The organism is Streptomyces sp. NBC_00454 (assembly GCF_041434015.1).
GTDB lineage: Bacteria > Actinomycetota > Actinomycetes > Streptomycetales > Streptomycetaceae > Streptomyces.
In genome coordinates this window covers 1633972-1657319 of sequence record NZ_CP107907.1, presented here as the reverse complement: position 1 = coordinate 1657319, position 23348 = coordinate 1633972, and the positions used below count along the sequence as shown (strand labels likewise).

The 23348-nt window shown below is 72.8% G+C and carries 23 protein-coding genes and 1 pseudogene; 19 read left to right on the top strand and 5 right to left on the bottom strand.

Annotated elements, in window-relative coordinates:
* Positions 1 to 13 precede the first annotated feature (13 nt).
* The 13 genes from OHU74_RS07710 to OHU74_RS07650 all read left to right on the top strand — a co-directional run bounded on the left by OHU74_RS07710 (position 14) and on the right by OHU74_RS07650 (position 14075).
* Positions 14 to 646, top strand: coding sequence for an NUDIX domain-containing protein (locus tag OHU74_RS07710; protein ID WP_371615198.1), 633 nt, complete (start codon positions 14 to 16; stop codon positions 644 to 646).
* A gap of 323 nt (positions 647 to 969) precedes the next feature.
* Positions 970 to 2943, top strand: coding sequence for a tetratricopeptide repeat protein (locus tag OHU74_RS07705; protein ID WP_371615197.1), 1974 nt, complete (start codon positions 970 to 972; stop codon positions 2941 to 2943).
* Positions 2944 to 3095: 152 nt separating this feature from the next.
* Positions 3096 to 4211 (top strand): alanine dehydrogenase, encoded by a 1116-nt coding sequence (gene ald, locus OHU74_RS07700; protein ID WP_371615196.1) that lies wholly within the window; start codon positions 3096 to 3098, stop codon positions 4209 to 4211.
* A gap of 337 nt (positions 4212 to 4548) precedes the next feature.
* On the top strand, positions 4549 to 5709 hold the full coding sequence (locus OHU74_RS07695; protein ID WP_371615195.1) for a ParA family protein: 1161 nt from the start codon (positions 4549 to 4551) through the stop codon (positions 5707 to 5709).
* A complete protein-coding gene (locus OHU74_RS07690) occupies positions 5694 to 6185 on the top strand; it encodes a hypothetical protein (RefSeq protein WP_330295667.1) in 492 nt (163 codons plus the stop codon). The genes OHU74_RS07695 and OHU74_RS07690 overlap by 16 nt, the downstream gene beginning before the upstream one ends.
* Before the next feature lie 235 nt (positions 6186 to 6420).
* The gene (locus OHU74_RS07685) at positions 6421 to 7395 is read left to right on the top strand and encodes a ScpA family protein (protein ID WP_371615193.1); all 975 of its coding nucleotides are present in this window, start codon (positions 6421 to 6423) and stop codon (positions 7393 to 7395) included.
* Positions 7392 to 8060 carry an SMC-Scp complex subunit ScpB gene (gene scpB, locus OHU74_RS07680; protein WP_371615192.1) on the top strand — a complete coding sequence of 223 codons (669 nt, stop codon included), beginning with the start codon at positions 7392 to 7394 and terminating at the stop codon, positions 8058 to 8060. The genes OHU74_RS07685 and scpB overlap by 4 nt, the downstream gene beginning before the upstream one ends.
* Positions 8060 to 9628 carry a pseudouridine synthase gene (locus OHU74_RS07675; protein WP_371615191.1) on the top strand — a complete coding sequence of 523 codons (1569 nt, stop codon included), beginning with the start codon at positions 8060 to 8062 and terminating at the stop codon, positions 9626 to 9628. Before scpB ends, OHU74_RS07675 begins: the two co-directional genes overlap by 1 nt.
* 142 nt (positions 9629 to 9770) lie before the next feature.
* Entirely contained in the window at positions 9771 to 10385 is a 615-nt protein-coding gene (gene pnuC, locus OHU74_RS07670) for a nicotinamide riboside transporter PnuC (protein WP_371615190.1), read from the top strand.
* Positions 10382 to 11506: an AAA family ATPase gene (locus OHU74_RS07665; protein ID WP_371615189.1), complete on the top strand. Its 1125-nt coding sequence runs from the start codon at positions 10382 to 10384 to the stop codon at positions 11504 to 11506. The genes pnuC and OHU74_RS07665 overlap by 4 nt, the downstream gene beginning before the upstream one ends.
* Positions 11503 to 12270, top strand: a complete 768-nt coding sequence (locus tag OHU74_RS07660) for an NUDIX domain-containing protein (RefSeq protein WP_371615188.1) — start codon at positions 11503 to 11505, stop codon at positions 12268 to 12270. The genes OHU74_RS07665 and OHU74_RS07660 overlap by 4 nt, the downstream gene beginning before the upstream one ends.
* Positions 12267 to 13286: an ADP-ribosylglycohydrolase family protein gene (locus OHU74_RS07655; RefSeq protein WP_371615187.1), complete on the top strand. Its 1020-nt coding sequence runs from the start codon at positions 12267 to 12269 to the stop codon at positions 13284 to 13286. The genes OHU74_RS07660 and OHU74_RS07655 overlap by 4 nt, the downstream gene beginning before the upstream one ends.
* 3 nt (positions 13287 to 13289) lie before the next feature.
* Positions 13290 to 14075: a DNA polymerase beta superfamily protein gene (locus tag OHU74_RS07650; RefSeq protein WP_371615186.1), complete on the top strand. Its 786-nt coding sequence runs from the start codon at positions 13290 to 13292 to the stop codon at positions 14073 to 14075.
* Here the strand turns inward: OHU74_RS07650 and OHU74_RS07645 are convergent.
* From OHU74_RS07645 to OHU74_RS07635, 3 genes are all read right to left on the bottom strand, one after another.
* Positions 14072 to 14785 carry a DNA polymerase beta superfamily protein gene (locus tag OHU74_RS07645; protein ID WP_371615185.1) on the bottom strand — a complete coding sequence of 238 codons (714 nt, stop codon included), beginning with the start codon at positions 14783 to 14785 and terminating at the stop codon, positions 14072 to 14074. The genes OHU74_RS07650 and OHU74_RS07645 overlap by 4 nt on opposite strands.
* Before the next feature lie 28 nt (positions 14786 to 14813).
* Positions 14814 to 15290 carry a Rieske (2Fe-2S) protein gene (locus OHU74_RS07640; protein ID WP_371615184.1) on the bottom strand — a complete coding sequence of 159 codons (477 nt, stop codon included), beginning with the start codon at positions 15288 to 15290 and terminating at the stop codon, positions 14814 to 14816.
* A gap of 86 nt (positions 15291 to 15376) precedes the next feature.
* Positions 15377 to 15718, bottom strand: a complete 342-nt coding sequence (locus tag OHU74_RS07635; protein WP_371615183.1) for a DUF952 domain-containing protein — start codon at positions 15716 to 15718, stop codon at positions 15377 to 15379.
* Positions 15719 to 15801: 83 nt separating this feature from the next.
* Here OHU74_RS07635 and OHU74_RS07630 point away from each other — a divergent pair, with 83 nt between their 5' ends.
* From OHU74_RS07630 to der, 5 genes and pseudogenes are all read left to right on the top strand, one after another.
* The gene (locus OHU74_RS07630) at positions 15802 to 16326 is read left to right on the top strand and encodes a YidB family protein (RefSeq protein ID WP_371619603.1); all 525 of its coding nucleotides are present in this window, start codon (positions 15802 to 15804) and stop codon (positions 16324 to 16326) included.
* 303 nt (positions 16327 to 16629) lie between these two features.
* The gene (locus OHU74_RS07625) at positions 16630 to 17718 is read left to right on the top strand and encodes a prephenate dehydrogenase (protein WP_330300837.1); all 1089 of its coding nucleotides are present in this window, start codon (positions 16630 to 16632) and stop codon (positions 17716 to 17718) included.
* A gap of 93 nt (positions 17719 to 17811) precedes the next feature.
* Positions 17812 to 18507 (top strand): annotated as a pseudogene (gene cmk / locus OHU74_RS07620) ((d)CMP kinase); the annotation flags it as partial.
* A gap of 113 nt (positions 18508 to 18620) precedes the next feature.
* The gene (locus tag OHU74_RS07615; RefSeq protein ID WP_371615182.1) at positions 18621 to 19268 is read left to right on the top strand and encodes a lysophospholipid acyltransferase family protein; all 648 of its coding nucleotides are present in this window, start codon (positions 18621 to 18623) and stop codon (positions 19266 to 19268) included.
* 75 nt (positions 19269 to 19343) lie between these two features.
* Positions 19344 to 20804 (top strand): ribosome biogenesis GTPase Der, encoded by a 1461-nt coding sequence (der, locus tag OHU74_RS07610; protein WP_330295654.1) that lies wholly within the window; start codon positions 19344 to 19346, stop codon positions 20802 to 20804.
* A gap of 39 nt (positions 20805 to 20843) precedes the next feature.
* Here the strand turns inward: der and OHU74_RS07605 are convergent, their stop codons facing one another.
* Together OHU74_RS07605 and OHU74_RS07600 are read right to left on the bottom strand one after the other, a co-directional pair.
* Positions 20844 to 21308: a hypothetical protein gene (locus OHU74_RS07605; RefSeq protein WP_371615181.1), complete on the bottom strand. Its 465-nt coding sequence runs from the start codon at positions 21306 to 21308 to the stop codon at positions 20844 to 20846.
* Positions 21309 to 21514: 206 nt separating this feature from the next.
* The gene (locus tag OHU74_RS07600) at positions 21515 to 22303 is read right to left on the bottom strand and encodes a hypothetical protein (protein ID WP_330295652.1); all 789 of its coding nucleotides are present in this window, start codon (positions 22301 to 22303) and stop codon (positions 21515 to 21517) included.
* 306 nt (positions 22304 to 22609) lie between these two features.
* Between OHU74_RS07600 and OHU74_RS07595 the strand changes: the two genes are divergently transcribed.
* Positions 22610 to 23326, top strand: a complete 717-nt coding sequence (locus tag OHU74_RS07595; RefSeq protein ID WP_371615180.1) for a transglycosylase family protein — start codon at positions 22610 to 22612, stop codon at positions 23324 to 23326.
* Positions 23327 to 23348: the final 22 nt, after the last annotated feature.

Below are 23348 nucleotides of genomic sequence, written 5' to 3'. Positions count from 1 at the left end.
AGGGCTTCGGGGCATGGACATCAAGGACACGGCGGAATCCTGGGAGACGGTGTCGGCGGAGCGGCCGTTCCAGGGCGCGAAGACGGCGGTGGCATCGGACCAGGTCCGGATGCCGGACGGGTCCCTGGCCCGCCGCGACTACCAGGTGCACCCGGGATCGGTGTGCGTACTGGCCCTGGACGACACGGGGCGGGTCCTGGTGCTGAGCCAGTACCGCCACCCGGTGCGGCGGCGGCTGTGGGAGCTCCCGGCGGGCCTGCTGGACGTGGTGGGGGAGAACCCGCTGCACGGGGCGCAGCGCGAGCTCTACGAGGAGGCACACGTCAAGGCCGAGGAGTGGCGGGTGCTGGCCGACTTCTACGCCTCGCCCGGCGGCTCGGACGAGGCGATCCGGATCTTCCTGGCCCGCGGCGTCTCGGACGCGGAGGGGGAGCGGTACGAGGAGTCCGGCTCGGAGGAGGCGGACATGGAGGTGGCCTGGGTGCCGCTGCCCGAGCTGGTGCACGGAGTACTGGCGGGCGAGCTCGGCAACCCGGGGATGGTGACGGGGGTCCTGGCCCTGTCGGCGGCCCTTGCCTCCGAGGGCGGCCTCGACTCCCTGCGCCCGGCGCAGGCCCCGTGGCCGGCGCGCCCGTACGAGGCGTAGCCCGCGCGGCGCCGTTCCCGGGGCTCCGAAATCCAGCCCGTCCGGCGTTTGAGGACCGGGTCCGGGCGGAGCCCGGCTGGGGGTCCCCCCGGACGGAGTCTGGGGGATGGTGGAAGGGCGGGCAGGGGACTTCGCCCCGCAGGACCGACCACCCGCACCCGCTCGCCGACCCTTACGCCAGGTGGCGGTGCCGGCACCCCGTCCACACGGAAAAGCCCACCATCGGTTGATCCGATCGGGCGATTTGTCCGCCGCGCTCCACCCGGGTCGTCGCTCTGCGTGAACTACGCTCGCAATCCGAAGGCAGCGAGAGGAGCGGATCCGTGACGGATTTCGTCGGGCGGCGGCGTGAGCTCAAGGAGCTGCGCGAGGACATCGCGCGGACCGGGCTCGACACCCTCTCGGGCCGCAAGGCCAAGGCGCCGCGGGCCCGGGTCCTGCTCGTCGCCGGGCGGCCGGGATCGGGCCGGACCGCCCTTGCCGAAGCCCTGGTGCGCGAGATCGCCGACGACTATCCGGACGGGGTGCACAAGGTCCGCCTCACCGCCCCCGGCGGCGAGGCCGTCGCCACCGAGCGCGCCATTCGCACGCTCCTGGAGGGGCTCGGCCAGCCCACCCCGCCCGGAGCCGCCGAGGACGAGCTCAGCTCCGTCCTGCGCACGACCCTCGCCGGCCGCCGGGCGGTGCTCCTCGTCGACGACGCCGCCGACCCGCACCAGGTCGACGCCCTGCTGCCGGACACCCCCGAGTGCCTGGTCGTGGTCACCGCCGAGGGCCCCCTCACCGGGATTCCGGATGTCCGCCCCTGCACCCTGGGGGGCCTGGACACCCCCTCCGCCGTCCGCATGCTCGTCCAGCGCATCGGCGACATCCGGGTGGCCAACGACCCCCGCGCCGCCGAAGCCCTCGCCGAGGAGTGCGGGGGCCAGCCCGCCGCACTGAGCCTGGCGGGCGGCTGGCTCGCCGCACACCCCAAGGCCTCCATCACCGATGTGGCCAAGCAGCTCCACGACATGCCCGCCGGCACCAGCGGCCCCCTCGCCCGGACCTTCCGGCTCGTCTACGAGTCCCTGCCGCAGCCCGCCCAGCGGACCCTGAGGCTGCTTCCGCTTGCCCCGGCCGGGCTCGTCGACTCGCACACCGCCTCCGCCCTGGCCGGCTGCTCCGTGGCCGCCGCGCAGTCGATCCTGGAGGACTTCGCCGCGCTGGGCCTCGTACGCAGCGCCCACGACGGGCTGTTCCTGCTGCCCGGCTGCCTCGCGCCCCTGCTCCAGGCCCTGCTGAAGGCCAAGGAGCGCCCCGCCGAGGTCCAGCTGGCCCGGGCCCGGATGCTGGAGCGCACCGTACGGCTGCTGCTCTCCTGCCGAGCCATGGCCGAGGACGACGAGGGCAGCGGTCTCGGTGTCCCGGAGAAGCTGGACGGGCTGCCGCGCGCCCTGCGCTTCGCCGACCGGCGGGCCGCCGCGACCTGGCTGGACACCCGGCTGCCCGCGCTGACCGCGGCGGCCTCCCTGGCCGTCGCCGACGGGGAGCTGGACACCCTGGCCCGGCGCCTGGTCGCGGCGCTCGCCGGGGCCCTGTCCGACCACCGCGGCACCGCGGAGGCCGCTCCCGAGCTGTACGGGCTGCACCGGCTGGTCCTGGACGTGGCCCAGCGGCGCGATCTGCACCGGGAACAGGCCGCCGCGCTGCTGAACCTCGCCGATCTGGACGCCGAGACCGGCCGTACGCAGGAGGCGCTGGAGCGCTACCGGGCCGCGCTGGACGCGGGAAGGGCGGCGAATGACCCGTACGCGGCGGGCCGCGCGATGGAATCCGTAGGCGGCGCGTACCAGGAGCTCGCGGACTGGCACCGGGCCTCCGACTGGTTCGGCCGGGCCCTGTCGCACTCCCTCGCGCGGGGGGAGCGGGCGGACGAGGCGAGGCTGTACGGACGGCTCGGGAACGTACACACGTACGCAGGCCGGTACGGGGAGGCGCTGCGGAGCTGGCGGGCGGCCTCCGCCGGGTACCGCAGGCTCGCCGATGTCCCGGGCCAGGCAAAGGCGTTGAGCGAAATGGCGCGGGTCCAGGAGTACGCGGGGCGGCCCGAGGAATCGCTGCACACCTGCCGTGAGGCGGTGGAGCTCGCGCGCAAGGCCGGGGACCTGCGGCTTCAGGCCGCGCTCCAGGTGCGGCTGGCCGACACCCTCGACCGGCTCGGCGATCCCGCGGCGGCCCGGCTGCACCGGTCCGCGGCCGACAGATTGCTGGGAGATGACCCCGCAGCCTGCGAAATCCGTAGTGGTTCCGACTGAGATTATTGGTTTGCAAGGCTAGACAGCAGCTCGTCCTTCATTAGACTGGGTTCACCAGGGCAGTCCCTGGGGCATCCCGTTGCGTGTTCTTGTAAACGGGTTTGTATGGAAGTACCCCGAAACATCCCCTGAGCCAAGGACCGTGAGCCACGATGAAGGTCGGCATCCCCCGCGAGGTCAAGAACAACGAGTTCCGGGTCGCCATCACGCCCGCCGGCGTGCATGAGCTGGTCCGCAACGGCCACCAGGTCTTCATCGAGCAGAACGCCGGTGTGGGCTCCTCGATCACGGACGCCGAGTACGTCTCGGCCGGCGCCGAGATCCTGGGCACCGCCGACGAGGTCTGGGCGACCGCGGACCTGCTGCTGAAGGTCAAGGAGCCCATCGCGGAGGAGTACCACCGCCTCCGCAAGGACCAGACCCTCTTCACCTACCTGCACCTCGCGGCCTCCCGCGAGTGCACGGACGCCCTGCTGGAGTCCGGCACCACCGCCATCGCGTACGAGACGGTCGAGACGGCGAACCGCGCCCTCCCGCTGCTCGCCCCGATGTCCGAGGTCGCGGGCCGGCTGGCCCCGCAGGTCGGCGCCTACCACCTGATGCGCTCGGTCGGCGGCCGCGGCGTCCTCCCGGGCGGCGTGCCCGGCACCCACGCCGGCGAGTGCGTGGTCATCGGTGGCGGCGTCTCCGGCTGGAACGCCGTGCAGATCGCCGTCGGCATGGGCTTCCACGTGACCCTGCTGGACCGCGACATCAACAAGCTCCGCGAGGCCGACAAGATCTTCGGCACGAAGATCAAGACGATCGTCTCCAACGCCTTCGAGCTGGAGAAGGCCGTGGTCGAGGCCGACCTCGTCATCGGCGCGGTCCTCATCCCGGGTGCGAAGGCCCCCAAGCTGGTCACCAACGAGCTCGTCGCCAAGATGAAGCCTGGAAGTGTCCTTGTCGACATTGCGATCGACCAGGGCGGCTGCTTCGAGGACTCCCGCGCGACCACCCACGCCGAGCCGACCTTCCAGGTCCACAACTCGGTCTTCTACTGCGTCGCGAACATGCCGGGCGCGGTGCCGAACACCTCCACCTACGCGCTCACCAACGCCACGCTGCCCTACATCGTGCAGCTCGCGAACCTCGGCTGGGTCGAGGCGCTGCGTCGCGACCCGGCGCTCGCCCTGGGCCTCAACACCCATGACGGCCAGGTCGTTTACCGCGAGGTCGCCGAGGCCCACGGTCTCCAGACCCTCGAGCTGAGCACGCTCCTCGGCTGATTCCGAGCCGCTCCGTCAACGACTGACGTCAATCTCACGTATCCGGCCGGACCTTGCCCGCAAGGTCCGGCCGGACGTGTTTGCGGGGCGGGCGCCGGGGCCGCTCAACTCGCCTCGAACGTAACCCTTTAACCCTTTCGCACACCTGCGAAACTTCCCGGCGACAGCTCGTACGCCCTTGACAGAGTGGTGTTCGGTTGCCGACACATCGTGCCGGGTCCGGCGGATTGTGTTGCCGCTGAGTGGTGACACGCCATAGAGTCGCCAACCGTCGGCATGGTGCCACGCTGACCTATCGATAAGTGTCCTGGTCACGTCCGAGGAGGTAAGACGACTTGTGAATGAGTCGACATTTGCTCCTGGGGGTGGTCGAGCAGGTACGCCTGCGCGGGGTCAGGGCCCTGCCGGAATCGAAGCTGTCGGCTCCGTCGCAGTCCGCACCTTCGCAAACCACCAGCGCATGACGACGCCCCAAAAGAGCATGGACGGCCTAGACGTGAACTCCAGGGCCGGCGACCTGAGCGGCGAAAAGCCCGTGGGTTTCGCCGACTACGACAAGGTGCCCGAAGGGCACTTCTACGACCCCGACGCGGAGTACGAGCCGGACCCCGAGTACGCGGCCACTCTCGCCCCCGACGCTGCCCGCCAGCGCCGTGAGCGGATCGGCCCGACCGGACGCCCGCTGCCGTACTTCCCGATCCCGGGTCCGCTGACCGACCACGGTCCGGCGACGATCATCGCGATGTGCAACCAGAAGGGCGGCGTGGGCAAGACCACGTCGACCATCAACCTGGGTGCCGCTCTCGCCGAGTACGGGCGCCGCGTGCTGCTCGTCGACTTCGACCCCCAGGGCGCGCTGTCCGTGGGTCTCGGCGTGAACCCGATGGAGCTCGACCTGACGGTCTACAACCTGCTCATGGAGCGGGGCATGTCGGCCGACGAGGTGCTGCTCAAGACGGCGGTTCCGAACATGGACCTGCTGCCGAGCAACATCGACCTGTCCGCTGCGGAAGTGCAGTTGGTCAGTGAGGTCGCGCGCGAATCGACGCTGCAGCGGGCCCTGAAGCCCCTGATGGCCGACTACGACTACATCGTGATCGACTGTCAGCCCTCGCTCGGTCTGCTGACCGTGAACGCCCTGACGGCGGCTCACAAGGTCATCGTGCCGCTGGAGTGCGAGTTCTTCGCGCTGCGCGGTGTGGCCCTGCTGACCGAGACCATCGAGAAGGTGCAGGAGCGGCTCAACCCGGACCTGCAGCTCGACGGCATCCTCGCCACGATGTACGACTCCCGTACGGTGCACAGCCGGGAGGTGCTGGCGCGCGTGGTCGAGGCCTTCGACGACCACGTCTACCACACGGTCATCGGCCGCACGGTGCGCTTCCCGGAGACCACGGTCGCCGGTGAGCCGATCACCACGTACGCCTCCAACTCCGTCGGCGCCGCCGCCTATCGCCAGCTGGCCAGGGAGGTGCTCGCCCGGTGTCCCGCCGAGTGAGTCTGCCCGGAGCCGACGAACTGTTCCGTACGACCGGGGGGATGGCGCTCACGTCGTCCTCGCCGGCGTCGCGGGGAGTCGAGCACGCCGCGTCGGCGGCGGAGGGCACGGCGGGGGAGGGCCGCAGCCGGGAGGCGGCGGCCGGTACGGAGCCGGGAGTGGGCGCGCAGCGGCGTCCGCAGGAAGGTTCCGGTGGCGTCGCCGTCCCGGCCCCTTCGCCCGGTCGGGTCAAGGGACAGGGCCGCGGTGCGAACCGGCGGCCCAGCGGGCGCGAGCGGCACGACGAGAAGATCACGGTCTACGTCTCCGCCGAGGAGCTCATGGACCTGGAACACGCGCGGCTGGTGCTGCGCGGGGAACACGGTCTGGCGGTCGACCGCGGCCGCATCGTCCGCGAAGCGGTGGCCGTGGTCCTGGCGGACCTGGAATCCCGCGGCGACGCCAGCATCCTGGTGCGCCGCCTGCGGGGTCGCTGACTCCTTTTTGACGCGCCGCTCGCACGGCTCGGCCCTGGCGGGCCTCACCGGCTTCGCGCCGCTGCGCCGGACTCCGTCCGTCGAAGTCCGGGCGGGGTCCGGCCACCGCCGCCCGGGGCCCCGGTGGACCCGCCCCGGCGGGTCCCCGTGCCGGGGCGACGGCCGTGCGTGGGAGCCTTGGGCGCAGGCCGCCCGGCCCGACCGGCCGCTCCCTTCCGCACCACCCTGGACCGCGATGCCCTCTCCCGCCGAACCCGGCCACCCGTCCCGCCGCCCGCTGGGCCGCGGCCCGGGCGTCCCCGTAGCGGCGCAGGAGGCGCTCCCCGGGTCCCCGGCGGCCCCGGGCGGCTCCGCGGGCCCCGTAGGCCCCGTAGAGCGGCCCACAGAGGCCCCGCAAGGGCCCGGTGAGGCCGGTGACGGGCGGTTCACCCTGCGGCTCGCCAACTTCGAGGGGCCCTTCGATCTGCTGCTGCAGCTCATCTCCCGGCACAAGCTCGACGTCACCGAGGTCGCGCTCTCGAAGGTCACCGACGAGTTCATGGCGCACATCCGTGCCATGGGGCCCGACTGGGACCTCGACCAGACCACCGAGTTCCTGGTCGTCGCCGCCACCCTGCTCGACCTGAAGGCCGCCCGGCTGCTGCCCGTCGCCGAGGTCGAGGACGAGGCCGACCTCGCGCTGCTGGAGGCCCGGGACCTGCTCTTCGCGCGGCTGCTCCAGTACCGGGCGTACAAACGGATCGCCGAGATCTTCCAAGAGCGGGCGGAGAACGAGGGCAAGCGCTACCCGCGGACCGTCGCCCTGGAGGCCCGCCTCGCCGAACTGCTGCCCGAGGTGGTCATCGGCATCGGCGGCGAGGGGCTCGCGCGGCTGGCCGTCAAGGCCATGCAGCCGCGGGCCAGGCCCCAGGTCTACGTGGACCACATCCACGCACCGCTGGTGAGCGTCCGGGAGCAGGCCGGGCTGGTCGTGGCGCTGCTCAAGGCGCGCGGCGAGGCCACCTTCCAGGAACTCACCGAGGACGCGGGCGACACCCTCACCGTCGTCGCGCGCTTCCTGGCCCTCCTGGAGCTCTACCGGGAGAAGGCGGTGGTCCTGGACCAGGAAGAGGCCCTGAACACGCTCACCGTGCGCTGGAGCGGCGGGGACGGGGACGGCATGCCGAAGGTGACGGACGAGTTCGACCGGATCGTGGAGGTCCAGGAGTGATCGCGGGAACGAGCGGTACGGGGGAGGGCGCGCGCCCGGCGGGAGGCGGCGAGGTTGCCGCGCTGGCCCTGAAGCCGGCGCTGGAGGCCGTCCTCATGGTCGTGGACGAGCCGGCGACCGAGGCGCACCTCGCCAAGGTGCTGGAGCGGACCCCCCGGGAGGTCGCGCAGGCGCTGCGCGAGCTCGTGGACGAGTACGAGATCCAGGGCCGCGGATTCGAGCTCCGGCTGGTCGCCGGAGGCTGGCGGTTCTACAGCCGCGGGGCCTACGCGCCGGCGGTCGAGGCCTTCGTACTGGACGGCCAGCAGGCCCGGCTCACCCAGGCGGCCCTGGAGACGATGGCCGTCGTCGCGTACCGCCAGCCGGTCAGCCGCTCGAGGGTCTCGGCGGTCCGCGGAGTCAACTGCGACGGGGTCATGCGCACCCTCCTCCAGCGGGGTCTGGTGGAGGAGGCGGGGACGGAACCCGAAACAGGTGCGATCCTGTACAGGACGACGAACTACTTTCTGGAGCGGATGGGCCTGCGTGGCCTGGACGAGCTCCCGGAGCTCGCGCCCTTCCTCCCCGAGGCGGACGCGATCGAAGCCGAGACGCAAGAGGGTGTTCCGTCGTTCGATCCGGACTCTCCGGATACCGATGAAGACGACAAGACGACGGAACTTTGATGCGAAGCAGCGGCAACGGCAACGGTGGCGGCAACAGGAACAGCAGCGGCGGTGGTGGCGGCGCGCGCGGTGGCTCCCGCGGCGGCAGCTCGGGCGGCAGCAGCGGCGGCGGTGGCTACCGCGGTAGCGGCTCCGGCGGCGGCAGCGGCTCGGGCGGTGGCTCGCGCGGCGGCTCCTCCGGCGGTGGCTACCAGGGTGGCGGCTCGCGCGGCGGCAGCTCCGGCGGTGGCTACCAGGGCGGTGGCTCCCGTGGCGGCTCCTCCGGTGGCAGCTCCTCCGGCGGCTACCGCAGCGGTGGCAGCTCCTCCGGTGGCGGCTACCAGGGTGGCGGCTCGCGCGGCGGCAGCTCCGGTGGCGGCTACCAGGGTGGCGGCTCCTCCGGTGGCAGCTCCTCCGGCGGCTACCGCAGCGGCGGCAGCTCCAGCGGTGGCGGCTACCAGGGCGGTGGCTACCAGGGAGGCGGCTCCGACTCGCGTGACCGCGACCGCGAGCAGGCCCCCCGCATCCGCAACCCCCGCCCCGAGGAGCGTCGCTACGACGTGGGCCCCGAGGGCGAGCGCAACGGCCGCGGCGGAGCCAAGGCGGGCGGCGGCGGTGCCCGCGGCGCGGCCGACGGCAACCGCGGTGGCGGTGCGCGTGGCGCGGCGGCCCGTGGTGGCGCCAAGGGCGGCCCCAAGGTCTCCCGTACCCCCGGCATCGGCGGCGCGGGCGGCCCGCGCATCGGCCCCGGCTCCCGCAGCGGCCAGTCCAAGCCGCGCGAGCTGGAGGCGCGGATCGAGGAGCGCGTGCGCGACCGGTACGCCGACAAGCCCGTGATCAAGACCCCGAAGACCTTCCCGGGCGCCGAGGAGGAGGGGGAGCGTCTGCAGAAGGTGCTCGCCCGTGCCGGCATGGGTTCGCGCCGTGCGTGCGAGGAGCTCATCGAGCAGGCCCGCGTCGAGGTCAACGGCCAGATCGTGCTGGAGCAGGGCAAGCGCGTCCAGCCGTCGGACGAGATCAAGGTGGACGGCCTGACCGTCGCCACCCAGTCGTACCTGTTCTTCGCGCTGAACAAGCCGGCCGGCGTCGTCTCCACCATGGAGGACCCGGACGGCCGCCAGTGCCTCGGCGACTACGTCACCAACCGTGAGACGCGTCTCTTCCACGTCGGCCGGCTCGACACCGAGACCGAGGGCATCATCCTGCTCACCAACCACGGTGAACTGGCCCACCGCCTCACGCACCCGAAGTACGGCGTGAAGAAGACCTACGTCGCCGCGATCACCGGCCCGCTGCCGCGTGAGATCGGCAAGCGCCTCAAGGACGGCATCGAGCTGGAGGACGGGTACGCCCGCGCCGACCACTTCCGCGTCGTCGACCAGCTCGGCAAGAACTACCTGGTCGAGGTGACCCTCCACGAGGGCCGCAAGCACATCGTCCGCCGCATGATGGCGGAGGCCGGCTTCCCGGTCGAGAAGCTCGTCCGGACCGCCTTCGGCCCGATCGAGCTGGGCGACCAGAAGTCCGGCTGGCTGCGCCGCCTGACCAACACCGAGGTCGGCATGCTCATGCGCGAGGTCGGCCTGTAAGGCCCACCCCCCGCACCACCGGAAAACCCGCGACGCCTTCGGGCGCCGCGGGTTTTCCGCGTCTGCGGGGCCGTATTTCAGCTTGTGCGGCGCCCCCGACCCTGTTTATAGTCAACATGACTATTAAGGGAGTGGGGCTGTCATGGGGTGGCAAACGAGCTGGACCGAGATCCTCGGATTCGCCACAGGGGCTCTGTGCGTCTGGCTGGTCGCCCGGCAGCACATCGCCAACTGGCCGATCGGCATCGCCAACAACATCTTCTTCATCGTGCTCTTCGTCCGGCCCGAGACCGGCCTCTACGCCGACGCCGGGCTGCAGATCGTCTTCATCGCCCTCGCCGCGTACGGCTGGTGGTCCTGGACCCACGGGGGTGGACCAGGATCGTCCGAAGCCCTGCCGGTGCGCCGCACCACGGCCGCCGAATGGGGCTGGCTGGCCGCGGCGGGGGCGGTGGGGGTGCTCGGGCTGACGCTCCTGCTGGGCCGCGCCACCGACTCCACCGTCCCGTTCTGGGACGCGCTCACCACCGGGCTCTCGCTCGCCGCCACCTACGGGCAGTGCCGCAAGCTCCTCGAATCCTGGTGGCTGTGGATCGCCGCCGACCTCGTCTACATCCCCCTGTACGTCTACAAGGGGCTCTACCTGACCTCGCTGCTCTACGTGGTCTTCCTCGCCCTGTGCGTGGCCGGACTGCTCGGCTGGCGCCGGGCGCTCCCCGCACGGGACACCCGTAAGGCCCTGGGGGCGACGGCATGAGGCGCCGCGACAAGCCCGCCCACGGCGAGCCCCTGTACGAGCGCGGCCTGGTCCTCGGCAAGTTCTATCCGCCGCACGCCGGCCACCACCACCTGGTGCGCACCGCCCAGGACCAGTGCGAGCGCCTGACCGTGCTCGTCTGCGCGGCCTCCGTGGAATCGGTGCCGCTCGCCGACCGGGTCGCCTGGATGCGCGAGGCGCACCCGGGAGCCGAGGTCGTCGGCGCGGTCGACGACATCCCGGTCGACCTGCACGACCCCGCGGTCTGGGAGGCGCACATGGCGATCTTCCGGCGCGCGGTGGGCCACCGGATCGACGCCGTCTTCACCTCGGAGGAGTACGGGACCGAGCTCGCGCGGCGGTTCGGGGCCGAGGAGGTCTGCGTGGACCGGGACCGGACCCTCTTCCCGGTGTCCGGAACGGCGGTACGGGCGGACCCGGCCGGGAACTGGGAGTTCCTGGGACCCGCCGTACGGGCCGCCCTGACCCGGCGGATCGTCGTACTCGGCGCCGAGTCCACCGGTACGACCACCCTTTCGCGGGCGCTGGCGGAACACTGGCGGGGGCGCGGCGGGGTCTGGGCCAAGACGGGCTGGGTCGAGGAGTACGGCCGGCGCTACAGCGAGGAGCGGCTCGCCGCGGCCCGCGCGGCGGACCCCGCGGCGACCTGGGCCGATGTCAGCTTCACCTCGCAGGAGTTCCCGGTGATCGCACGGCGCCAGGACGAGGAGGAGGAACGCGCGGCCCGGCTGGGGTCGCCGGTCCTCTTCTGCGACACCGACTCCCTGGCCACCGGCATCTGGCACGAGCGGTACATGGGCGGGCGCAGCGAAGAGGTCGAGCGGATCGCCGCCGGGACCCGCCGGGACCTGTACCTGCTCACCGACCACGCGGACGTGCCCTTCGAGGACGACGGGCTGCGCGACGGGCCGCAGCTGCGGCCCTGGATGACCGGACGGTTCCGGGAGGAGCTGGAGCGGACCGGCCAGCGCTTCCTGGTGGTCAGCGGGGACCGCGAGACGCGGCTGGCGACGGCCGTGGCGGCCGTGGACGAACTGCTCGCCGAGGGCTGGCACTTCGCCGCCCCCCTGCCCGAGCGGGTACGGGAGGACAGCCGATGAGCGCGAGTGCCGGCCCCGGCTATGACCCTTACGCCTTCGAGCCGTTCGCGGTGACCGTGGACCTGGCGGTGTTCACCGTCCGCGGCGGACTCCTGCACGTCCTGCTGATCCGCCGCGGCCAGGAACCGTACGCGGGCGCCTGGGCGCTGCCCGGCGGCTTCGTACTGCCCCGGGAATCCGCCGAGACGGCCGCCCGGCGCGAACTGGCCGAGGAGACCGGCCTGTCGGCGGAACTGGTCGCCGCGCTGCGCCTGGACCAGCTGCGCACCTACAGCGAACCGGACCGCGACCCCCGGATGCGGGTGGTCTCGGTGGCCTTCACCGCCCTGGTCCCCGACCTGCCCGAACCGGCGGCCGGCGGGGGCGGGGACGCGGACCGCGCCCGCTGGGTTCCGGTGGGGGAGGCGTCCGGCGCGGGCCCGGGCGCGGGCTCCGCACTGGCCTTCGACCACGCCGAGATCCTGGCGGACGCCCGTTCCCGGGTGGGCTCCAAGCTGGAGTACAGCTGCCTGGCCACCGCCTTCTGCCCGCCCGAATTCACCCTCGGCGAGCTCCAGTCCGTCTACGAGACCGTCTGGGACACCGCCCTGGACCGGCCCAACTTCCGCCGCAAGGTGCTGGCCACGCCCGGCTTCGTCGAGGCCGTGCCCGGAGCCGCCCGGCTCACCGGGGGCCGCGGCAAACCCGCCGCCCTGTACCGGCCCGGACCCGCGACCACCCTGCACCCGCCCCTGCTCCGCCCCATGGAAGGACCCACGCGATGACGAAGACCGCGAAGCGAGCGGCGACGGGCGCCATGATCGGCCTCGCCCTGGGGGACGCGCTCGGCTTCCCCACGGAGTTCCACGACGTACCCGGGATCCTGGCGAAGACCGGACCGTGGCGGCAGATGGCCCTGCCCCGCCCGGCCATCGTCACGGACGACACCCAGATGACCCTGGCCTTCGCCCGGGGCATACGGACCGCGACGGACCGCGGCCGGGTCGGACCGCTGAGCCTCGCCCGCCCGGTCCGCGAGGAGTTCGTGGACTGGTACCACTCCCCGGACAACAACCGGGCGCCGGGCAACACCTGCCTGAGGGCCTGCAGCCTCCTGAACCTCCCCGAGCGGGACTGGCGCGACGCCAGCCAGCTCGGCTCCAAGGGCTGCGGCGCGAACATGCGGGTGGCACCGGCCGGGCTCGTGCCCGGCTGGACCGAGGAGGAGCGGGCCGGCGCGGCCCAGCTCCAGTCCGGCCTCACCCACGGCCACCCGACGGCGCTGGCCGCCTCCGACCTCACCGCGCGGGCCGTGTACCTGCTGGCGCAGGGCACCGAACCGACCGGCCTGGTCGGCCTGCTGCGCTCCTACGCACTGGAGAACCGCACCCGCTACCACGAGCGCTGGCTCGGCGACCTCTGGACGCGCACCTCCTCCGACGCCTCGGCGGAGTCCTTCATCGCGCGGGGCTGGGACGAGTGCCTGGGCGTCCTGGACCGGCTGGCCGCCGCCCTGCGGAACCCGTCCCCGGAGACGGACCCCTGCCTGACCACGGGCGAGGGCTGGATCGCCGAAGAGGCCCTGGCCACCGCCCTCCAGTGCTTCCTGCTCTTCCCGGAAGAACCCCTCCTGGCCCTGCGCCGCGCGGCCTGCACCTCGGGGGACTCCGACTCCATCGCCTGCCTGGCCGGCGCCTTCGCGGGCGCCCACCTGGGGGCCGACGTCTGGCCCCGCGACTGGGAGGGCGGCATCGAGTACCGGGACGAACTGCTGGCCTTCGGCGCACTCTGGGATGCTTGATCCATGCTGGATGCACTGAGTTTCGACCTGACGTCCGTCGTCGAGGAGCAGCCCGACCCGCTGCTCTTCGCGACGGTCTCGGGCGCCCACCTGTACGGATTCCCCTCCCGGGACTCCGACATCGACCTGCGCGGAGTCCACCTGCTGCCCGCGGCGGACCTGCTCGGCCTGCGCGATCCCGAGGAGACCCGCAGCCGGATGTGGTTCCGCGACGGCACCGAGATGGACCTGGTCACGCACGACGTGCGCAAGTTCGTCCGGCTGATGCTCAACCGCAACGGCTACGTCCTGGAGCAGCTGCTGTCCCCGCTGGTGGCGCACACCACCCCGGCGCACCAGGAGCTGGTCTCGCTGGCCCCCGGGGTCCTGACCTCGCACCACGCCCACCACTACCAGGGATTCGCGAAGACCCAGTGGCGGCTCTTCGGCAGGACGGCCGAACTCAAGCCGCTGCTGTACACCTTCCGGGCGCTGCTCACCGGAATCCACCTGATGCGTTCGGCACAGGTCCAGGCGCACCTGCCGACGCTGCTGGACGAGGTCCCGGAGGCCCCCGGGTACCTGGCGGGGCTCATCGAGGCCAAGGTCGAGGCCGAGCACGGAGCGGCCGTGGGGCTCGAGGCGGGACGGGTGGAGCGGGACTTCGAGGCCCTGCAGGGGGTGCTGGCGGCGGCGCAGGAGCGGTCGGGGCTGCCGGAGCACGCGAGCGGGTTCGACGCGCTCGACGAGTTCGTCGTACGGCACCGGGCGCCGGGCGCGCTTGCGGCGGAGACGGCCCGGCCGGTCTAGCCCCGGCCGAGCGCCGACGCGCGGCGGCTGCGCAGGAGGAAGTCCGCCACGCGGGGGAGGTCCGGGTCCTCGGGGAGCGGGGTCGTGGTGAGGGCGGACTCCGTTTCCTCCACCAGGCGGGTCATCCAGGCGTCGACCTCGTCCCAGGTGAACTCGCCGCGCCGGACCGCGAGGAGGCGGTCGCGGTGGGGGCCCGCGTCGATCACCAGGCGGCCCGTGCGCAGCAGGTCGCGGCAGGACAGGAGCAGGCGCAGCAGGTGCATGGCGTGCTTCCAGCGCGGGGCGCCCTGGTTGCGGAGGTCCGCGAGGAGTTTGCCGCGCTGGGTGGCCGCGTACCGGCTGAAGGTGGTGTGGGCCCGACGGGAGAGGAACGCCTCGCGCAGGGCGAGGAGTTCCTCTCCGACCGGGGTGAGCTCCTCGACGAGGGGGGAGTGGAGGCACTCCAGGATGTTCGGGTTGGCGCGCAGGGCGAGCTCGCAGAAGCGTTCCAGCTCCCAGGAGAACTCCTCGTCCCGCGGCCCCTCCACGTGCGTCGGCGGCTTCTCGAAGCGCCAGTAGAGCGGGGTCGGGGCGAGGTAGACGCCGCGCCGGTCGGTGTCGCTCGCCGCCGTCGCCAGGCCGAACGCCCTCGAACCCATCACGCACGCGTAGACCGTGTGGTCCCTGACCAGGGTGAGTTCGAGCGGCTCGGGCGTCGGCTTGTCGTTCATCCGTGGAGCCTAAAGCGGCAGGTCACCGCTAGGCGAGCGAGATTTCGCCCGCCGGGGAGACCACGATCTTCTGCTCCGCCAGCGGCCGGGTGGCCGGGCCGTGCGCCACCGCCCCGTCCGCGACCTGGAACTTGCTGCCGTGGCACGGGCAGTCGATGGTGCCGGCCTCCACCTTGCTCACGAGGCAGCCCTGGTGCGTGCAGACCGCCGTGAAACAGCGGAAGGAACCGGCCGTCGGCTGGGTGACGACCAGCTTCTGGTCCTTGAGGACCGTGCCGCCGCCGACCGGTACGTCCGCGGCCTTGACCAGGGTCTTGCCCCCGCCGGCCGGAGCCGAGGCGGGCGCAGAGGCCTGCGGGGACTGCGCGGTGGGCGAGCTGCCGCCCTCGGCCGTCGGCTTCTTCGTGTCGTCGCCGCCTGCGCACGCGGTGAGCACGCCGCCCGCCAGGACGGTCGCGCCGGCCGCCAGGACGGTGCGCCGGGCGGTGGGGCTGGGGTCGCTCATGGGTTCTCCTCGGGTGATCCACGGATGGCGAGAGGCATCCTGGCGTGTGAACGGGGTTCGGGGAACCCCGCCACGCTCTCGCCGGGTCAGTTCTCCGGCCGCCAGGGGGCGAGCTCGGCCGGGGAACCGGGTGTGCGTACGACCTCCCACACGTGGATCACGGCGTCCCGGTTCAGCGGACCGTGGACGTGCGGGTAGCGGGCCCCCGATTCACCCTCCCGCCGGACCTCCGCGGCCAGGGCGAGCTCGTCGAGTTCCAGGGCCAGCAGGGTGCCCGGTACGTCCGCGTAGTGCGAGGAGGCGATCGCGAGCGCCGTCTGCGGGTCGGCCGAACAGTGCACGAACCCCTCGGAGCCGAGCGAGGCGGGGGCGTACGGGAGCGCGGGCTCGGCGGTCCAGTCGGCGAGCGGTACGAGGTGGAAGATCATGCCGATCGTTCTACCGCAACGGCCGCCCCGTTCTGTGCGCCGTCCCGTGCCCCGTTCTGCTCCAAGTGGCGGACCCGCCCGGTCTGGGTGACATTGTCCGTATCTCGAAGCCGGGTACGCCCTCTTCCGCGCGCCCCGGTCCCTCTTCGAAAGGCAGCACCATGGCGGGTAATGACCTCGGTTCCCTTCTCGGCGGCCTCCTCGGTGGCGGCAGCGGCGGACAGGGCGGCAGCGGCGGCGGTGGGGGCAACATCCTCGGCGCACTGCTCGGCGCGCTCATGGGCGGCGGTGGCGGAGCCCAGGCGGCCGGCGGAGGCGCGAACAACCCGCTCGGTGGCCTGATGGACATGCTGACCAAGTCGGGCCTGGTGGACCAGGCCCAGTCCTGGGTCGGCACGGGAGAGAACCAGCCGGTCAGCGGTGCGCAGATCGCCGAGGCGCTGCCGGGCGACACCCTGCAGAAGGTCGCCGAGCAGGCCGGCGTCAGCCAGGAGGACGCGGCCGCGCAGATCGCGCAGGCGCTGCCGCAGGCCGTGGACAAGCTGAGCCCGGCCGGCTCGCTGCCGACCGGCTCGCTCGAGGACATCATCAAGCAGCAGAACCTGTAGGGCAGTCGGCTGCGGCGAGGGCCCGGCACTCCGTCCCACCGGGCGGACGGCCGGGCCCTTCCGCGTCCCGGCTGGCTACCCTGGAGCAGGCACCGCCGCCACCGTCCCGATCAAGGCCGTCTCTTTCGGATCTTGCCGGGCCCGCGCCGCCCGGCACCGCACCTCGCCGCGCTGCCGGGGCACCCGGGTACGTCCAGTACGCGGGAGCCCCGGCAGCGCGCCGAGGCACGGCGCCGGACGACGCGGACCTGACCGGCAAGATCCAAAAGAGACGACCTTGGTCCTACCCTCTCTGGAGTGCCTGTGAGAACCGCCGTCGTCATCGGAACCGGACTGATCGGCACCTCCGCGGCCCTCGCCCTCTCGGCCCGCGGGATCGCCGTCCACCTGGTCGACCGCGACGCCGCGAACGTCCGTACGGCCGCCTCGCTCGGCGCCGGTTCGGAGGAGCCCTGCGAGGGCCGGGCCGACCTCGCGATCATCGCCGTGCCGCCGGCCCACGTGGCCGCGGCCCTCGCCGACGCGATCGGCCGGGACCTGGCCCGCGCCTACGTGGACGTGGCCAGCGTCAAGGGCGGCCCCCGCCGGGAGCTGGACGCCCTCGGCGTGGACACGAAGACGTACATCGGTACGCACCCGATGGCGGGCAAGGAGCAGTCCGGGCCGCTCGCGGCGACGGCCGACCTCTTCGAAGGCCGCCCGTGGGTGCTGACCCCGGCCCGGGAGACCGACCACGAGGTGCTGAACCTGGCGCTGGAGCTGGTGGCGCTGTGCCGGGCCGTCCCGGTGGTCATGGACGCCGACGCGCACGACCGCGCTGTCGCACTGGTCTCGCACACCCCGCAGCTGGTCTCCAGCATGGTCGCGGCCCGGCTGGAGGAGGCCGACGAGACGGCCGTGCGCCTGTGCGGACAGGGCATACGGGACGTGACGCGGATCGCGGCCTCCGACCCGCGGATGTGGGTGGAGATCCTCTCCGCGAACCCGGGACCGGTGGCGGATGTCCTGGCCGGCATCGCCGCCGACCTGGAGGAGACCGTGGAAGCCCTACGGGGCCTGCAGTCGGCCGACGAGGACAAGCGGCGCGGCGGGGCGGCCGGCATCGAGGACGTCCTGCGGCGCGGCAACGCCGGGCGGGTCCGGGTGCCGGGCAAGCACGGCGCGGCTCCCGCGGCCTACGAGACGGTGGCCGTGTTCATCTCCGACCAGCCGGGCGAGCTGGCACGGATCTTCGCCGATGCCGGTCGGGCCGGGGTCAACATCGAGGACGTCCGGATCGAGCACGCGACGGGCCAGCAGGCGGGCCTGGTGCAGCTGATGGTGGAACCCAGGGCGGCTGCGGGCCTGGCAGCGGACCTGCGCGACCGCGGCTGGGCGCTGCGCCAGCAGTAGTCCGGTGGGCGGCGCCGAAAAGCCCGGTAACCTGGAGGAGGGGCGCTATTGGCGCGCCCGGACACGTAGCGCAACCAGGAAGGTGCCCGCACCGTGGAAACCGTAGCTCCGTCCGCCGTGATCGTCGCCATCGACGGTCCCTCCGGCACGGGCAAGTCCAGCACTTCCAAGGCCGTGGCCGCCAAGCTCGGGCTGCGCTACCTGGACACCGGTGCCCAGTACCGGGCCATCACCTGGTGGATGATCACCAACGGTGTCGACACCGCCGACGCGCAGGCCGTCGCCATCGCGGCGGCCAAGCCCGTCATCGTGTCCGGTACGGATCCGTCCGCGCCCACCATCACGGTGGACGGCCTGGACGCCTCCGGCCCGATCCGGACCCAGGAGGTCACCTCGAAGGTCAGCGCCGTGAGCGCCGTCCCCGAGGTGCGCACCCTGATCACGGAGCTCCAGCGGTCCATCGCCGCCCGGGCGGCCGACGAGGCCGAGGGGATCGTCGTCGAAGGCCGGGACATCGGCACCACCGTGCTGCCCGCCGCCGACCTGAAGATCTTCCTCACCGCCTCGGCCGAAGCCCGCGCGGCCCGCCGCAGCGGGGAGCTGCGCGGCAAGGAGGCCTCGGACCTCGCGGCCACCAAGCAGGCGCTGCTCCAGCGCGACGCCGCGGACTCGGGCCGCAAGACCTCCCCGCTGGCCATGGCCGGCGACGCCGTCGAGGTGGACACCACCGAGCTCACGCTCGACCAGGTGATCGAGTGCGTGGTCACCTTGGTGGTAGAGCGGCAAAGCCGAGATGCAGCGAAGGCTGAGGGTTCCGCGCGAGGAACGAGCGAGGAGCACTCGGCCGCAGCGGAGTCGAGGCGGAGCGCGACCGAGGGCACAGAGAAAAGGGCGGGCCGCAAGTGAGCGATACGCCCTCCCTCAAGGGTGCGGCGGTCGGCCGGCGGATCGGCATCGGTCTCATGTACGGCCTGTGGAAGCCGCGCGTGCTGGGTGCCTGGAAGGTCCCCGCATCCGGCCCCGTGATCCTGGCCGTGAACCACTCCCACAACATCGACGGCCCCATGGTCATGGGCACGGCCCCCCGGCCGCTGCACTTCCTGATCAAGAAGGAGGCGTACGTCGGCCCGCTCGGCTCCTTCCTCGAAGGGATCGGGCAGGTGAAGGTGGATCGCTCCGGCGCCGACCGGGGCGCGATCAGCCGCGCACTGGGCGTACTGGAGAACGGCGGGGCCCTGGGGATCTTCCCCGAGGGCACCCGGGGCGAGGGAGACTTCGCCTCGCTGCGCGCGGGCCTCGCGTACTTCGCGGTCCGCGGCGGGGCACCCATCGTGCCGGTCGCCGTACTGGGCAGCACCGAGCGCCGCGGCCGCGTCGTCAAGGCGCTGCCGGCATTCAAGAGCAGGGTCGACATCGTCTTCGGCGATGCCTTCGACGCCGGGGACGGCAGTGGCCGCCGTACCCGTACCGCGCTGGACCAGGCCACCGTACGCATCCAGGACCGGCTGACCGCCCACCTGGCCGATGCCAAGCGCCTCACCGGGCGCTGAGCGAGACTTGACCTAGTAGTGGAACCGCGCTGCGCGGGTGCCACCGATCACCACGAACGACGAGGAACGGACTTCATGAACGACCAGCAAGACCACGGAGCACTTGGCGACGCCGAGTACGCGGAGTTCATGGAGCTCGCCGCGGAAGAGGGCTTCGACATCGAGGACGTCGAAGGCGCCCTTCAGGAAGCCGGCCACGGCCCGCTGCCCGTCCTCGCCGTCGTGGGCCGCCCGAACGTCGGCAAGTCGACCCTGGTGAACCGCATCATCGGCCGCCGCGAAGCGGTCGTCGAGGACAAGCCCGGCGTCACCCGCGACCGCGTCACCTACGAGGCCGAATGGGCCGGCCGCCGCTTCAAGGTCGTCGACACCGGCGGCTGGGAGCAGGACGTCCTCGGCATCGACGCCTCCGTCGCCGCCCAGGCCGAGTACGCCATCGAGGCCGCCGACGCGGTCGTCTTCGTCGTGGACGCCAAGGTCGGCGCCACCGACACCGACGAGGCCGTCGTCCGGCTGCTGCGCAAGGCGGGCAAGCCCGTCGTCCTGTGCGCCAACAAGGTCGACGGGCAGAGCGGCGAGTCCGACGCGGCGTCCCTGTGGTCGCTGGGCCTCGGCTTCCCGCACCCGGTCTCCTCCCTGCACGGCCGCGGCACCGGCGACATGCTGGACGCCGTCCTGGAGGCCCTCCCGGAGGCGCCCGAGCAGAGCTTCGGCACCGCCGTCGGCGGCCCGCGCCGGATCGCCCTCATCGGCCGTCCCAACGTCGGCAAGTCCTCCCTCCTGAACAAGGTGGCCAAGGAGGACCGGGTCGTCGTCAACGAGATGGCCGGCACCACCCGCGACCCGGTCGACGAGCTGATCCAGCTCGGCGGGGTCACCTGGAAGTTCATCGACACCGCGGGCATCCGCAAGAAGGTCCACCTCCAGCAGGGCGCCGACTACTACGCCTCGCTGCGTACGGCCGCCGCCGTGGAGAAGGCCGAGGTCGCGGTCATCCTGATCGACACGACCGAGCAGATCTCCGTCCAGGACCAGCGCATCATCACCATGGCCGTCGAGGCCGGGCGCGCGATCGTGATCGCGTACAACAAGTGGGACAACCTCGACGAGGAGCGCCGCTACTACCTCGAGCGCGAGATCGAGACCGAGATGCAGCAGGTCGCCTGGGCGCCCCGGGTGAACGTCTCGGCGCTCACCGGCCGCCACATGGAGAAGCTGGTCCCGGCCATCGAGACCGCGCTCGCCGGCTGGGAGACCCGTATCCCCACCGGCCGTCTGAACGCCTTCCTCGGCGAGGTCGTCGCCGGCCACCCGCACCCGATCCGCGGTGGCAAGCAGCCGCGCATCCTGTTCGGCACCCAGGCGGGCAGCAAGCCGCCGCGGTTCGTCCTCTTCGCCTCGGGCTTCCTGGAGCACGGCTACCGCCGCTTCATCGAGCGCCGCCTGCGCGAGGAGTTCGGCTTCGAGGGAACCCCGATCCACATCTCGGTCCGGGTGCGCGAGAAGCGCGGCGCCCAGCACAAGCGCAAGATGTAGTGGCGGTACGGCGGGGCCGTCGGGGCTAGCGGTGTTCGGCTAGTAGCCCCGGCGAGGAGCGGGCGGCAGGGCCGCCGGGATGTGCTGCATCCCGGTCTGGTGCTGCCGCCCGCCCGCGTATCCGGAGCCCGAGCCGGCGTACGAGTACTGGGGCTGGGGCTGCTGCGGGGCGTGGGCCGGCTGCCAGGCGTCCGCCTGCTGCCATGAGGAACCGTTCCAGCCGCTGCCCTGGGCGGCGGCGTGGGAGCCGCCGTACGCGCTGCCGTGGGAGCCTGCGTAGCCGCTCCCGTACGTGCCCGTGTACGTGCCGCCGACGGGGTACGGGGCCGCGTGGCCGGCCGTGTACGAGCCGCCGTAGGAGAACGCCGTGAAACCGAGGTCCTCCTCGCCCGTGCGGTCGCCCGGCAGGGCCCGGAAGGCGCGCAGGTACTCCGAGTACAGCAGGTCGTAGATCGGGGTGTGCGAGGCGGCCGGAGCGCTCTCCAGCTCCCGTGCGGGGCGCATCGGGGGAACGCTGCTCGGATAGGACGGGGCGCGGGAGACATCGTAGGAATGCACGTATCAGCCAACGAAACCGGCGGCCCACGGATGCGGGGTCACGGGGCGGAAAACGCAGATCGCCGGGGGTGCGCGGGACGGACCGCGCACCCCCGGCGCATGCCGCCCGGCCCCCTGGGGGGCGGACGGCGGTTCGGGGGAAATTCTGCAGATCAGGCGCCCGGGGTGCCCGCCAGCGGCATCGAGGCGGCCACCAGCTTGCCGTTCGCGGCGGCCTTGTCCAGGGCGGCGCGGAGCAGGTCCTCGCGGGGCTGCTGGCCGATGGAGTCGACCGGGGCGGCGTAGACCAGGACGCGCTGGGTCTTGTTGACCGCGGCCCGCCAGCCGTCGGTGACCGACAGCGGCTTGTGCGCCTGCCACCAGGCGATCTGGCCGGGCTGGAGCACGGAGTGCAGCTGGCCGGCGGCGAGCAGGATCGACCAGCCGCTCAGCGCGGACGGGACCTCGTCGGTGTCGGTGACCGGGACGAAGCCCTGCTCGATGAGGAGCGGGAGGAAGTCGTCGCCGGGACCGGTGGTGCCGGGGCGGGCGATGGGGGCGGTGGGCTCCACGACCAGGGCGGGGTGCAGTTCCCCGTTGATCAGGATCAGTCCGCTGGTGATGCCGAGGACGGCCTGGCCGCCGGGTACGGACTGCGGTACGTCGCCGGCGGGGGACGAGGGGCTGTCGCCGGTGATGGAGCGGACGGCGCCCTGGAGGTGGGCCTCGGGGACCGAGACCACCTGCGAGGGGATGCAGCCCGCGTGGGCGAAGGCGAGGACGGCGGTCTCGTCGCCGACGAACAGCACGGTGCTGGTCTGCTCGCGCTCGGAGTCGCCGGGGGTGCGGCAGGACGTGCAGTCGTAACTGCCCGGGGACCCGTCACCGGCGAGCAGCCGCTCGGCCTCCTCGTCGCCGATCTCGGCACGTACCTCATCACTGACTTCGAGCATGCGCGGCACGGGGTGGCTCCTCGGACTAGGCGTGCGGGGCCGGGGGGTTCCGGCTCGCCGGGCTCAACGGGGGAGTGGCGGCCGGGGTCACGCCGTTTGAGGGAACGGAATCGAACCGGACCCCCGAAGGAGTGAACGGTCCGACCGGGGCGTTGTTTTCGTGCCAACTGTTTTCCTGTTGTGCGCAGTTGGTGGCCGGTGTGGACCGTTTCGGCGGTGGGTCGACCGGGGCCGGACGGGGCCGAGCGGGTGGCGGCGGCCGGGGCGCGGTGTGGCGGGCCCGAGCCCGGGTACGGGGCTGCGTAGCGTGACGCGATGCGCAACTTGGGGTTCCCGGCTGCCGCCCGCGCCGCCGCGCTGGTGCTCGTGCTCGTTCCGGCGTTCTTCCCGCCGGCGGAGGCGGCCGCCGCGGCCGCGCCGCCGCCGCCCGCGCCGGGTGCGCACGGTCGGTCGGTGGACTGCGGACCCGGCGGGAAGTGGCCGTGGGACTGCGTGGCCGACTGCGAGAGCGGGGGCCGGTGGGCGGTGAACACGGGGAACGGCTTCTACGGGGGACTGCAGTTCTGGCAGCCGACCTGGGAGGAGCACGGAGGGCTGCTGTTCGCCCCGAGGGCCGACCTGGCGACGCGGGAGCAGCAGATCCGCGTCGCGGAGGACCTGCTGGGGACCCAGGGCTGGGAGGCGTGGCCGGTGTGCGCCACGCGGTACGGGCTGGCGGGGCGGATGCACGTGGTGCGGAGCGGGGACACGCTGGCGGGGATCGCGCGGCGGCACCGGGTGAAGGGCGGCTGGCAGGCGCTGTACGAGGCGAACCGGGCGGTGATCGGCCCGCGCCCGGAGGCCCTGCGGATCGGCATCCTCCTGACCCTGCCCCCGGCGACCCCGGCCCCGGCTGCCCCGGCCACCGCGCCGGTGGCTCCGTCGGTGCCTTCGCAGGCTCCGGTTCAGGCTCCGGTTCAGGCCCCGGTCCAGGCCCCGGTCCAGGCTCCGACTCCGGCCCGGACCCCCGTCAGGGCCGCGCCGAAGGCCTGACTCCGGCGGCTCGAGCCCACCG